The organism is Paenibacillus rubinfantis, from assembly GCF_001486505.1.
Lineage (GTDB): Bacteria > Bacillota > Bacilli > Paenibacillales > Paenibacillaceae > Fontibacillus > Fontibacillus rubinfantis.
In genome coordinates, this window is sequence record NZ_LN909065.1 from 624,605 (window position 1) to 637,810 (window position 13,206).

The following is a 13,206-nucleotide window of genomic DNA, read 5'->3' on the forward strand; positions in this document are numbered from 1 at the left end:
CGCTTTCGTATCGGACTGACTTAATTGCCATGTTTGTTTCGTTTGCCCGCCTTTCCTTTTCCGTTCACTGAACCTTGCTCGTTCTGGAGCGAAGCCAGTTTGCCGGACAGAATCATGCCGGTATCAGGCGGGTTATCGCCCGAATTCATATCCATCGTATCTTCATCGGTCCCGCCGGTATCCGGGAATTGCGGTACCGGAACGGTCCCCTGCTTCGCATCGATGTACGAAATTGGGTAAGTATCCAGTACGACGCCGTCGCGCGTTACGGTTACATACCCGTTCTTGTTCGGCGCCAGAACGAGGTCAACCGCGAGATACTGCGCTTTACCTACCTTTTGCGTACCCCATTCGCGGCCTTCGCCTCGAGCATCCCCGTAAACGATCGAGTATTTGCTGATTTGGCCTTCCTGTGCCGGCGCGGCCGGTACCTGGAACGTATAGTTGATCGCCTCCGGCGGATACCCGGTGCTGATAAACAAGGTCACTTTTGAACCCGGTGCCACCAGCTCATCCGGAGAGTAAGGCCACTGTTTCGTGACTTTACCCGCATCGACCTCAAAGCTTGGCTCTTCCTTGATCCCGTCCTCAGCCAACTCCAGTCCTGCGTCCCGGATCAATTTTTCCGCTTCCGCCTGCGTCTTGTTCACGAGATCCGGCATTTTCACCTCAGACGGTCCTTTGCTGACCTTCAGCACGACATTCACCGTCTCCGGATCAAATTCCTCACCGGCTTCCGGCGATTGGCTGATGATCATGCCCGGCTCAACCTCGGCGTTATTTTCCTCCACTTTCGTCACGCGAGCCTGGTCTACACCAAGCTTCTTGAGTTGTTGCAGCGCGTCATCATAGGTTCCCGTTAACTCCGGCATCGGGCTGAGCGGCTTCTCAATACTGACCTTCAGGTCGACCGCTGATCCTTCCTTCACCATCGTCCCCTCTGGCTTGCTCTGCTCATAAACGATCCCCTCGTCTACACCTTCCTTGTATTCCCGAGTGATATCCCCGACGGTGATACCTTTATCGGTCAGCGCCTGAATCGCCTCTTTCTCTTCCAGGTTAAGCACGTTCGGAACCGCAACCTCAGGTACAGTAACCAAGCTCGTAACGTACCAGGCCACGCCGGCCAATGCGAGCAGAACGACCAGGGTCAAGCTGACCCAGAGCGCAGGCCTGCCCGAAACCTTTTTCTTCTGGGCGCTGTCCCGTTCCTCTACCATCACTCCGCCATCGCGACCGTCGCGAGACAGTTTGGAAGAACCTGCCGGTGAACCTTGATTTTGCGGCCGGATTGCCGGAATGATCCGCGTGCTGTCTTCGTCATGATCTTCAATAAAGGCCAGTTTGGATTCCGTTCTTCGTTCCGGCAGCAGGCAGGTTTCCAAGTCGCGCAGCATCTCCTTGGCAGATTGATACCGCTCGCTTGGATTTTTGCGCATCGATTTGAGAATGATATTCTCCACGCTTTGCGGAATCATCGGGTTCACTGCCCGCGGTTCGTCGAATTGCTCTTGCAGATGCTTCAGCGCTACGCTGATCGGGCTTTCGCCAAGGAACGGCAGCCGGCCTGTCAGCATTTGATATAACACGATCCCCAGCGAATACAAGTCGGATTTCTCTCCGGTAGCCACGCCTTTGGCGTGCTCCGGCGAGAAATAATGCACCGATCCGACCACCGAGCCGGTCTGCGTAATCGTCGCCGATGTGACGGCGCGCGCGATCCCGAAATCGGTCACTTTAACGCGTCCGTTTCGCCCAATCAAGATGTTATGAGGTTTAATATCGCGATGAATGATTTGATTGTGATGGGCATGATCCAGCGCATCGGCGATTTGCGATGCGATGCGGACGGCCTCGTCGACCTGCAACGGAGCGCGTTCCTTAATGATTTCGTTTAAGTTTTGTCCTTCAACGTACTCCATGACGATATAATGGACTTCGTCCTCTTGTCCGACGTCATACACGCTGACGATATTCGGGTGCGACAAGGATGCGGCAGACTGGGCCTCCCGGCGGAAACGCCGAATAAATTCCTCGTCATTCACAAATTGTTGACGCAGCACCTTGATAGCCACGTAGCGGTTCAGCAGCAGGTCCTGCGCTTTATATACCAGCGCCATGCCCCCTCCGCCGATCCGTTCGATGATTTGATAACGACCGCCCAATTCGTGTCCGATCATGAATTCCACTCCTTTGTGCCTGACCCGGCATCCTCATGTTGTTCCAGTAGAGCGACGCTGATGTTATCGTCGCCTCCCGCATTGAGCGCCAGCTGGAGCAAGTGATCGGCGCGACCCTGCAATCCAAGATCGTCCGAGCCAAGCGTCAGAGCCATTTGTTCCGGCGTCACATAATTGCTAAGCCCGTCGCTGCAGAGCAGCAAAATATCCCCCGGCTCCAGCGACACCCGGTTCAGGTCGACCTCCACCCGCTCGTCGGTACCCAGCGCGCGGGTCACGACATTGCGATGCGGATGGACCGTCGCTTCCTCCTCGCTGATCTGCTTGCTCTTGAGCAACTCGTTGACCAGCGAGTGATCGTCCGTCAGTTGGACAATCTGGCCATGCCGGTAATGGTAGGCCCGGCTGTCGCCGATATGGGCGATGATCCCGTCGTTACCGGCAAAGATCCCGGCGACGACCGTCGTGCCCATGTTGTGGTATTCCGCATGCTCCGTCGCTTGGCGGAACACGGCTTCGTTCGCGTGAAGAATCGCTTTCTTCAATTCTTCGCCGCAAGCCTCCGCCGACAATCCCGTCGGCAATGCTCCCAGATCCCCGATGATGGTGTCCACCGCCATCCGGCTGGCAATATCCCCGGCTTGGTGGCCGCCCATTCCGTCCGCGACGATCGCCAGCGTGTATCCCGACTCCAACTGGTCTACCCACGTGCAATCTTCATTGACGGAACGGACTCGTCCCACATCACTCACATAAACACAATTCATCACATTTACTCACCTCGCACCAGACTCCATGTGCTTCGCCCGCAGTTGCCCGCAGGCCGCGGCAATATCATGGCCTTGCTCGCGGCGGATCGTTACATTAATGCCGTTGTCCGCCAGTATGCGCTGAAATTGAAAAATATCGTTCCGTGACGTTCTCACGTATTTCCGCTCCGGCACATAGTTCACCGGAATCAGATTGACGTAGCACAGCATATCCTTCAACACGCCGGCCAGTTCCTCCGCATGCTCCGGCTGGTCGTTCACCCCGCCGATCAGCGCGTATTCGAACGTGATACGGCGGCCGGTTTTGGCGATATAATAACGCAGCGACTCCATCACGTCGTCAAATGGAAAGCGCCGGTTCACCGGCATCAGCTTGGAGCGGAGCGCGTCGTTTGGCGCGTGAATCGAGATCGCCAAGTTGATTTGCGTGTTCTCGTCCGCAAACCGGTAAATGTTCGGGACAATCCCGCTCGTTGATACAGTAATATGCCGTTGTCCGATGTTCAAGCCCTTTTCGTGGATCATAATCCGCAAAAATTTCATCGTGGCATCATAATTCTCAAACGGTTCGCCCGTTCCCATGATGACGATACTGCTGACGCGTTCCCCTCGGGTATCGAGGATTTTCTGCGCCTGTACGACCTGGGCGACGATTTCTCCCGGCGTCAGATTACGCTTTAAGCCACCAAGCGTCGAGGCGCAAAACGTACAGCCCACTTTGCAGCCGACCTGGGTGGTTACGCAGATGCTGTTGCCGTAGTTATGCTTCATGATGACCGTTTCGATCGCATGATCATCATGTAATCCGAACAGGAACTTTACCGTCCCGTCCTTCGATTCCAGCTTGGTGATCTCCTGCAGCGTAACGAACGCAAATTCGTCGGTCAGCTTCTGCCGGAGCGGTTTAGACAGGTTAGTCATCTCTTCAAAGGAGCTGACGCGCTTCACGTACAGCCAATCGAAGATCTGGCCTCCGCGAAACGCGGGTTCCCCCTGCGAAACGGCCCATTCCTGTAATTCTTCCAACGTATAATCATATATAAAAGGTTTCATTTTCACACACCTGTCCATATTTAAATTCTGAATATCCCTACTCATTCTTCCCATTTTAACATAAATCGCCTTCCGACTAAAGTCGTCCGCCGCAGCGCGGCCGCGCAAAAAGGCCAAGCCCGCCGATCACGGCGGCCGCTTGACCTCTCCTGTCGTTAGTTTCCTTCGAACTTCTTGCGCAGCCGGGCGATATAAAATCCGTCCGAATGGGCGTCCTGCGGCAAGATTTGCAGTCCTGTCTCCACCCGGCCCGCGGCCACTTCCAAGGACGCCCGCCCCTTCCAGCCGGCCGGTTCGTCCGCCAGCTCAAACTCCGGATGGCGGCTCAGGAAGGAGGCGACCCTCTCGGCATTTTCACACGGCTCGATCGTGCAGGTGCTGTAAACGAGGAGACCGCCCGGTTTAAGCAATCCACTCACGGAATCGAGCAATGCTCGCTGAACGCCGGCGATCTCCGTGACGTCCCCCGGCGTTTTCGCCCACTTCAAATCCGGTTTGCGCCGGATGACGCCAAGCCCGGAGCATGGGGCATCCAGCAAAATCCGGTCGAAGGAGGCCGCATCCAGCCGTTCAGCCAACTGCAAGGCGTCGCCCGACAATGTCTCGACATTGTCCAGCCCTAATCGCAGCGCATGATCCTCGATCAGCTTCGCTTTGTGCGGATGGATGTCGTTCGCCAGCACCCGGCCGCGGCCCTCCATGATCTCGGCGATATGGCAGGTCTTGCCTCCGGGCGCGGCGCAGCAATCCAGCACGGCCATGCCCGGTTGCGGGTCCAGCGCCTCGGCCACCAGCATGGAGCTTTCGTCCTGTACGGAAATCCGTCCTTCCCGGTACCAGGAGGTCAGCGCCATATTGCCGCCGCTATGGACCACGATGCCGTCCGGCGAGATCGGCGAGGCCGAGGCGTGCAGCCCCTGCTCCGCCATATGTTGCAGCTCCTCATCCCGGCTCGTTCTCGTCCGATTGACCCGCACGCTGACCGAAGGCGGCTCATTGTTGGCGCGACAAATCGCCTCCGCCGCAGCTTCGCCGTATTGCTGAATCCAGAGCGAGACCATCCACTCCGGATGGGAATGCTCGAGCGCGATGCGCCGCACGGGGTCCAGCCCCTCCGGCAAACGCAGCTCCTCCTTCCGGCGCAGCACGTTGCGAAGCACGCCGTTCACCATGCCGGAAATGCCTTGATGCCCCTTCTTTTTAGCTAGGTTCACCGCTTCATTTACTGCTGCATGCGGAGGAATCCGGTCCAGATAATGCAGCTGGTAGAAGCTAAGCCGCAGCAAATTGCGCACCCAAGGCGCTAATTTGGCCAACCCCTTCGTCACAAACGGTTCAAGAAAATAGTCGATCGTATTAAGCCGCTGGATGGTGCCGTAGACCAGCTCGGTCGCGAGACCTGCGTCCGGTCCGGTTAATCCGGACTTTTGCAGCGCTCCATTCAGCAGCAAATTGCTGTATGCCCCTTCCTGCTCCACGGCAGTCAGCACCTGCAGTGCCACGCTGCGAGCTGATGCGCCCGCCCCGTGGCGACCGCCGCCAGACGAAGCCGAGGCTCCGGACGAGCGAACCGGCCCTCTGCCGCGTCCGGCTTGTCCAGCCGCTCTCGCGCCTGAGCCCGATCCTTTACCGCCGCCCGAGCCCGATCCTGAACCGGATCCCACTCCGGAGCCCGGTCCCTTCCTTGCGCCGCTCATGACAGAACCGTCCCGACACTCATCACGCCGCCGCGGATGAATTCGCCGGCCTCCATCGCCTTTTTCCCGGCAGGCTGAACCCGGGTGAGCCATACGAAGCCATCGCCGGTTTTTACTTTAATCCCCTGCGCCGCAAGCTCCAGCACCGTCCCCGGCGCTTGTCCGCCCGTCGACGGCTCGCCCCCCGCAGCCGCTCCGCTTTCCGCAGGCTTAGCCACCGCCCAGACCTTGAACACTTCGCCGTTCCAGGTCGTAAACCCGCCGGCAAAAGGCACCAGCCCCCGCACGCGATCATAGATTTGCCGCGAGGTTGCGCTCCAATCGAGGCGTTCATCCTCCCGCGTCAAATTTGGCGCATAGGTTGATTCCGCATCGTTCTGCGGAATACGTGCCGCCTTGCCGTCAAGGATCAGCGGCAGCTGCTCCAGCAGCAGCCGCGCCCCGGCTTCACTCAGCTTCTCGAATAACGTGCCTGACGTATCTTCATCGTCAATCGGCACCACCGCCTTGGCGATCATATCGCCGGTGTCGAGTCCTTCGGCCATATACATTAAGGTGATCCCCGTCTCTTTCTCACCGTTAATAATCGCCCGTTGGATCGGTGCCCCGCCGCGGTATTTCGGCAGCAGCGAGCCATGCACGTTCAGGCAGCCGTACTGCGGCAGATCCAGCACGCCTTTCGGCAGAATTTGGCCGTACGCCGCGGTCACGATCAAATCCGGCTGCAGCGCGGCAACCTCCGCCACCGCCTCCGACGCACGCATCCGCGAGGGTTGCAGCACGGGAAGGCCATGGCGCAAAGCCGCTTCCTTCACCGGCGTTGGCGTCAGTACCTTTTTCCGGCCCTGCGGCCGATCCGGCTGCGTGACGACACCTACGACGTTGTATCCTTCGCGCAGCAAGCCCTCCAGCGAAGGCACCGCAAACGCCGGCGTCCCCATAAATACGATATTCATCGGGCGATACTCACTCCTTCTCTTCACCTTCAGGGGTAATCTCGTACACTCTTTCTGCCACGTCCGTATACAAAACGCCGTTCAAATGGTCGATTTCATGCTGAAATGCTCGCGCCAACAGCTCGGAGCCTGTATAAGTCACTTCCTTGCCGTTGCGGTCCAGCCCTTTCACCGTGACCGTCATCGCCCGGCGAACATCTCCGCGATACCCTGGAATGCTGAGGCATCCCTCCGGTCCGAATTGTTCCCCTTCCGTGGATACGATCTCTGGATTGACCAGCTCGATCAGTCCATGTTCATCCCCAACATCCACCACGATCACTCGCTTGAGGATGCCGATTTGCGGAGCTGCCAGACCCACGCCTTCGGCGTCATACATCGTATCCGCCATATCGGTCAACAGCTTCTGAATGTTGGGCGTAATTTTTTTCACTTCCTTGGCTACCTGGTGCAGCACTTCATCCGGTTCCTTTACGATGATCCGAATCGCCATGATGGCACTCCCTTTCCCGTCTTCACTTTGCTAGTTTCTATTGCTCTTTTCCCTATTCTATCCCAAATATATGCCATCGGATAAAAAATGGATCATTTCAAGCCCTCATTACATCACATTAGCATTTGCGGATCAACATCGATGCTGATCTGAAGCAGCGCATCGCGCAACTGGTCCAACGTCGCCGCCGCCGTCTCCCGGACCAGTCCCACCGCATCCAGGTCGCCGCGGTATTTCACCATACACTGGAACCGGTAACGGTTCTTAATGCGCGGAATCGGCGAAGCCACCGGGCCCAGAATGTCCAGAGCCGCCGGCGCAAACCGGTCCAGGCTGCCGAACCAACCTTGCCGCTGAGCCTTGACCCGCAGATCACCGGCAAAATTCTCCGCCATCCGCAGCAGCAACGGCAGCTTCTCATGCGACAGCGTAACCAGAATCAGCCGACTGTACGGCGGATAGTGCAGTGTTTTGCGCGTTTTCAGCTCCTCGCGAACAAACGACAAATAATCGTGGCCGCTGGCGTGAACGATCGAATAATGCTCCGGCATATAGGATTGGATAAACACTTCCCCGGGAAGCTGATGCCGCCCTGCGCGGCCGGCCACCTGTGTCAGCAGCTGGAACGTCTTCTCCGCCGAACGGAAATCGGGGAAGTTCAGCGCCGTATCCGCCGCAATCACGCCAACCAGCGTGACGTCGGGAAAATCCAACCCCTTCGCGACCATCTGCGTACCCAGCAGGACATCGCCTTTTTTCTCGCGAAAAGCTTGCAGCAGCTTCTCATGGGCCCCTTTCTCGCTGGTGGTGTCCACGTCCATGCGAATGACGCGGATGCCGGGAAACAGCTTGGCCAGCTCTCCCTCCACCCGCTGGGTTCCGGTTCCAAAGTAGCGGATATGCTCGCTGCCGCATTCCGGACAGACTGACGGCGCCACCTCGGCATACCCGCAGTAATGACAACGCAGGTTGTTCGACTTCTGATGATAGGTCAGCGAAATGTCGCAATCCGGACAGCCCGCCACGTACCCGCAGGTCCGGCACATCACGAAGGTGGAATATCCGCGCCGATTCAGCAGCAGTACGGTCTGCTCCCCGCGCTCCAGCCGGGCGGCGATACCTTGATGCAGCGCGCGGCTGAACATCGAGCGATTGCCTTCCTTCAGCTCCTCGCGCATATCGACGATCTGAACGCCGGGCAGCTGGCTACCAGCCGGACGCTGCTTCATTTCCAGCAGGACCGGGGCAAACTCCCCGTGATCACCGCCACCCGAACGTGCCGCATGGTAACTCTCCAGCGACGGCGTGGCCGAACCCAGAATCACGGCCGCCCCGTGCTGGCGAGCACGCTTAACCGCCACGTCGCGGGCGTGATACTTTGGCGTCTCCTCCTGCTTGTAAGAGGTTTCATGCTCCTCGTCCATCACGATCAGGCCCAGGCGGCTGAATGGGGCGAAGATAGCCGAGCGCGCACCAATCGCCACTTCCACGCGGCCTTCGCGAATTTTGCGCCATTCGTCGTAACGTTCGCCGGTAGACAGGCGGCTGTGCATCACCGCCACCTTGGCGCCAAAACGCCCCTTAAACCGCTCAACCATTTGCGGGGTCAGTGAAATCTCCGGCACCAGCACGATCGCCTGACGTCCGGAAGCGATGCAGCGTTCGATCGTCTGCAAATAGACTTCCGTTTTGCCGCTACCGGTAACGCCGTGCAGCAGAAACACCTCATGCCGTTCCTCGTCCAGCGTTTCCGCCAGGCGGCGGTAAACGATCTCTTGCTCCGGCGTGCGGGTCAGCGGCACGCTGCCTTGAAAGCGCCGGCCCTGGTACGGATCGCGGAACACCTCGACGTCCTCGATCACGGCGAATCCCTTCTCCGCCAGCTTCTTCACCGTTCCGGCCGTCACCTGCAGCGTCGACAACAGCTCCTGCAATGACAGCGGCAGCCCCACCTCTAGCAAGTATTCCAGCACTTCCTTCTGCCTGCGCGCCTGCGGACCAAAAGAAGCCAGCGCCTCCTGCGCCGCCTGACCGCTCACGGCAGCCGCAACAGTTTTGACCGTCTTCTTGCGTACCTTGTCCTTGATCGCCTGGCTTTCCGTCAGCACGCCCCGAGCCAGCATATCTTTAATCAAGCCGGCGGCTTCCGGATACCTAGTGCCTAGCTGGTTCATCGTAACGGAGTCGGAAGCCCGGACGAACCTCAGGATCTCCTCTTCCTCCGGGGTGAACAGGCGCGGCAGCGCAAACAGATGACCCTCGCCATCCATTCCGGACGACGAGGCCTCTTCTGCCGCAGCTTCTGTATCCGCCACGCGTATGTATCGCTCGGCCTTACCTTTCAACGCCGCCGGAATCATCGCTTGCAGCGCTGCGATCAGGCTGCAGGCATACTTACGGCTCATCCATTCCGCCAATTCCACCAAGTCCGGCGGCAGCGGCGGCATCATGTCAAGCAGCTCCTGAATCGGCTTCATCCGCGCCCGATCCATCTCCGGCTGCTCATGCAGGGAAACAACAAACCCCTGAACCGTCCGGCGCCCAAACGGAACGCCCACCCGGCTGCCCACCTCGATCCAGCCGGCCATCGATTCAGGGATTAAATAGTCAAAGGGCCGATCGGTTTCCCGGCTCGGCACATCGACGATTACTTTGGCCATGCGGTAAGTCATCGGTTCATTCCCGCCAAACGCTCGCCAGCCAGCTCCAGGATCTGCAGCGCGACCTCATCCTTGGTCATCTGCGGCACGGATCGAACTAAACCGGACGCATCGTAGATGTTTACGATGTTGGTTTCGGAACCAAACCCCGCCCCCGGCGCGGTCACATCGTTCGCCACCAGAAGATCGCAGTTTTTGCGTTTTAGCTTATCTAGGGCGTGCTGCTCCACGTTTTCCGTTTCGGCCGCAAAGCCGATCAGGAACTGCGTTGTTTTTTGCTGGCCCAGCGTTTCCAGGATATCGATATTTTTCACAAGCTCCAGCACAAACGAATCCTCATGCTTTTTGATTTTCTGCACAGCCGCTTCCTTCGGCCGATAGTCCGCCACGGCGGCAGCCTTCACCAGTATGTCGGTATCCGCCCATACCGCCTGCACTGCTTCAAACATGTCCTGAGCCGAATTCACGCGGGTGACCGGAATGCCAACCGGGGGCTCCACCTGCGTATGCCCGGCGATCAGTACGACCTCTGCACCGAGGCGCTGCGCCGCTTTGGCGATGGCGAAGCCCATTTTTCCCGAGGAATCGTTGGTGATATAGCGCACCGGGTCAATCCGCTCCACAGTACCTCCGGCGGTGACGACAACCTTCTTGCCGGCCAAAGGCTTTTGCGAAATGCGGGCTTCCCGTTCAAAATAATCCTTCACCACCTGGACGATCGACTCCGGCTCCTCCATCCGTCCTTTCCCAACATATCCGCACGCCAAGAGGCCTTCGCCAGGCTCGATCATCATGACGCCGCGCGCCGTCAGCTCCGCCATATTGCGAACCACCGCCGGGTGCTCATACATGTGCACATTCATCGCCGGTGCCAGCATGATCGGTGCCTGGGTTGCCAGCAGCGTCGTGGAGAGCATCTCATCCGCGATGCCCGCCGCCATTTTGCCGATGATGTTCGCTGTAGTCGGAGCAACCAGCACCAGATCGGCCCAATCGGCCAGGTTGATGTGCGCAATCGATTCGGCATGCTTCTCGTCAAAGGTGTCGGTGTATACGAAATTTTTCGATAACGCCTGCATCGTCAATTCCGTGATGAATTTGGTTGCGGATTGGGTCATGATGACGCGGACCTCCGCGCCTTCCTTTACCAGTTTGCTGCACAAAGCTGCTGCCTTAAACGCGGCAATGCCGCCAGTCACACCTAAAAGAACCTTTTTCCCCTTTAACATCGCTACCCCTCCCTTTCCCTAAACGAAAAAAATAACAACCTCGCGGTTGTCGTAAAAAGAAGCCCGGAGGCCTTTCGTATATGTGATGTTCTCTAGTCTTTGAGGTTCTCTTCTGGCTCTACGTCCTGCGGCTTCAGCTTGACATAGTCGCCGTAGATCTCTTCGAGGGCAATGCCCACTTGTTTATGCGATTTCGGCTGTTTCAAATCGCTTTTATCCCCTTCGCGCAGCTGTCTGGCACGACGGGAAGCCGCAACAACCAAAGAATATTTGCTGCCGACTTTTCCGAGCATTTTGTCAATCGATGGATACAGCATGTTCAAAAACACCTCTTCTTATTTAGACTCATCGCTCCAGGAAGCGTGTCATTAGCACGACTTTCTGATTTTGCAGTGTTCGGCGATGATAATGGATTGTATTCTTTGGCAGGCCAAATCGATTTCGTCATTGACGACGGCGTAATCATAATTCTCCATCAGTCCGATCTCGTGGGCCGCTACGCTCATGCGGTGATCGATCGTCGCCTGGTTCTCCGTTCCCCGGCCTTGGATCCGGCCCTTCAGCTCATCGAGCGACGGCGGAAGCAGGAACACGAACACGCCTTGTGGGAATTTCTCCTTGACCTTGAGCGCCCCCTGAACCTCGATTTCCAAAATAATATCTTTCCCGCCATCCAGCGTCTCCTCCACGAAATCGCGGGGAGTTCCGTAATAATTGCCGACGTATTCCGCATATTCCAGGAGCTGGTCTTTCTCAATCATCTCCAGGAACTGCTCGCGGCTTTTGAAAAAATAGTTAACGCCGTTCTCTTCCCCCATCCGAGGTTGCCGTGTGGTGGCTGAAACGGAATAAACCAGCTCCGGCATCCGCTTGCGCAGCTCGGTGCATACCGTGCCTTTGCCAACGCCGGATGGTCCGGACAATACGATAAGTAACCCTTTAGACATATCTCTCTCCATTTTATTCGTCGTTGTCTTCATCTTTGGTGGACAAACGATGAGCGACCGTCTCCGGCTGCACCGCCGACAAAATCACGTGATCGCTGTCCGTGATAATCACGGCGCGCGTCCGCCGCCCATAGGTAGCGTCGATCAACATGTGGCGATCTCTCGCCTCCTGAATGATCCGCTTGATCGGCGCGGATTCCGGGCTGACGATCGAAATGATCCGGTTGGCCGATACGATATTTCCGAAGCCGATGTTAATAAGTTTAATTGCCATGTTCAGGTAGTTCCCCCTAATTTGCTTGACTCACCCGGTGCCGATTCAGGATAGCTTACTCGAGATTCGCCGCTTGCTCGCGGATCTTCTCCAGCTCTGCCTTCATCTCGACGACCAGGTTGACGAGAGCCAAATGATTGGCTTTAGATCCGATCGTATTGGTTTCCCGGTTCATTTCCTGTATTAGAAAATCCAGCTTGCGGCCTACCGGTTCATATGCCTGCAGCAGGCTGCGACACTGCTCGAAGTGGCTCTTCAGGCGAATCAGCTCCTCATCGATGTTGGACCGGTCGGCAAACACAGCCACTTCCATCGCAAATCGCTGCTCGTCATAGTTCCCGTCCAGCAGTTCGGCCAACCGCCCTTTCAGACGGTTCCGGTATTCGGTTACGACCTCCGGAGCCAATCGGACCAACTCGCCGTGAATTGCCTCGAGCCGTTGCAGCCGCTGACCCAAATCGTCGGCCAAATGCTTTCCTTCCCGCTCCCGCATCCCGAGAAGCCCAATCAAGGCTTCCTCCAGGCCTTCGCTCAATACCTGCTCCCAATCGGGTTCGGCAGTACCTGTGGACGTCATCTCCGCGGGCGCCGATAAGGCGTCCGGCAGGGACAGCAGATCCCTGGCACTTAACTTCGCGTCGACCCCGTAATGCTGGGCAAGCTCTCCGGCTGCCTTCAGGTACGCCTCGACGACCGGCCGGTTCAATACGTAAGGAAGGGCACCGGATTCATCGCGTTCTTTGCTGATGTATACATCAATGCGTCCCCGTTTGATATGGCGCTGAACCAGACGCCTCAATCCGTCCTCATAGCACGTCCATTCCCGCGGCATCCGCAGGACGACTTCGGCGTACCGATGATTGACGGACTTGATTTCAAATTGGACGACGTAACCGCCATATGATCTGACGGCCCCACCGTACCCTGTCATACTGTGCGACATAGGC

Annotated in this window: 12 protein-coding genes; all 12 read right to left on the minus strand. The window is 57.5% G+C overall.

From position 1 onward, the window contains the following. Positions 1 to 20: 20 nt before the first annotated feature. The 12 genes from pknB to BN3277_RS14405 all read right to left on the minus strand — a co-directional run bounded on the left by pknB (position 21) and on the right by BN3277_RS14405 (position 13,202). Entirely contained in the window at positions 21 to 2,180 is a 2,160-nt protein-coding gene (gene pknB, locus BN3277_RS14350) for a Stk1 family PASTA domain-containing Ser/Thr kinase (RefSeq protein WP_059043738.1), read from the minus strand. Continuing rightward, a complete protein-coding gene (locus BN3277_RS14355; RefSeq protein WP_059043739.1) occupies positions 2,177 to 2,950 on the minus strand; it encodes a Stp1/IreP family PP2C-type Ser/Thr phosphatase in 774 nt (257 codons plus the stop codon). Before BN3277_RS14355 ends, pknB begins: the two co-directional genes overlap by 4 nt. 6 nt (positions 2,951 to 2,956) lie before the next feature. Continuing rightward, a complete protein-coding gene (gene rlmN, locus BN3277_RS14360; protein WP_059043741.1) occupies positions 2,957 to 4,003 on the minus strand; it encodes a dual-specificity RNA methyltransferase RlmN in 1,047 nt (348 codons plus the stop codon). A gap of 155 nt (positions 4,004 to 4,158) precedes the next feature. Beyond that, positions 4,159 to 5,700: a 16S rRNA (cytosine(967)-C(5))-methyltransferase RsmB gene (gene rsmB, locus BN3277_RS14365; protein WP_232436427.1), complete on the minus strand. Its 1,542-nt coding sequence runs from the start codon at positions 5,698 to 5,700 to the stop codon at positions 4,159 to 4,161. After that, on the minus strand, positions 5,697 to 6,656 hold the full coding sequence (gene fmt / locus BN3277_RS14370) for a methionyl-tRNA formyltransferase (protein WP_059043743.1): 960 nt from the start codon (positions 6,654 to 6,656) through the stop codon (positions 5,697 to 5,699). Before fmt ends, rsmB begins: the two co-directional genes overlap by 4 nt. 10 nt (positions 6,657 to 6,666) lie before the next feature. Beyond that, on the minus strand, positions 6,667 to 7,149 hold the full coding sequence (gene def / locus BN3277_RS14375) for a peptide deformylase (RefSeq protein WP_059043745.1): 483 nt from the start codon (positions 7,147 to 7,149) through the stop codon (positions 6,667 to 6,669). A 113-nt stretch (positions 7,150 to 7,262) separates the two neighbouring features. Beyond that, positions 7,263 to 9,821, minus strand: coding sequence for a primosomal protein N' (gene priA / locus BN3277_RS14380; RefSeq protein ID WP_059043746.1), 2,559 nt, complete (start codon positions 9,819 to 9,821; stop codon positions 7,263 to 7,265). Beyond that, a complete protein-coding gene (gene coaBC, locus BN3277_RS14385; RefSeq protein WP_059043747.1) occupies positions 9,818 to 11,038 on the minus strand; it encodes a bifunctional phosphopantothenoylcysteine decarboxylase/phosphopantothenate--cysteine ligase CoaBC in 1,221 nt (406 codons plus the stop codon). The genes priA and coaBC overlap by 4 nt, the downstream gene beginning before the upstream one ends. Before the next feature lie 92 nt (positions 11,039 to 11,130). Then, positions 11,131 to 11,355 carry a DNA-directed RNA polymerase subunit omega gene (gene rpoZ / locus BN3277_RS14390; protein ID WP_059043749.1) on the minus strand — a complete coding sequence of 75 codons (225 nt, stop codon included), beginning with the start codon at positions 11,353 to 11,355 and terminating at the stop codon, positions 11,131 to 11,133. A 51-nt stretch (positions 11,356 to 11,406) separates the two neighbouring features. Then, positions 11,407 to 11,985: a guanylate kinase gene (gene gmk, locus BN3277_RS14395; RefSeq protein ID WP_059043750.1), complete on the minus strand. Its 579-nt coding sequence runs from the start codon at positions 11,983 to 11,985 to the stop codon at positions 11,407 to 11,409. Between the two features lie 13 nt (positions 11,986 to 11,998). Then, a complete protein-coding gene (gene remA, locus BN3277_RS14400) occupies positions 11,999 to 12,259 on the minus strand; it encodes an extracellular matrix/biofilm regulator RemA (RefSeq protein ID WP_018751582.1) in 261 nt (86 codons plus the stop codon). Positions 12,260 to 12,314: 55 nt separating this feature from the next. Further along, positions 12,315 to 13,202 carry a YicC/YloC family endoribonuclease gene (locus tag BN3277_RS14405; RefSeq protein ID WP_059043752.1) on the minus strand — a complete coding sequence of 296 codons (888 nt, stop codon included), beginning with the start codon at positions 13,200 to 13,202 and terminating at the stop codon, positions 12,315 to 12,317. Positions 13,203 to 13,206: the final 4 nt, after the last annotated feature.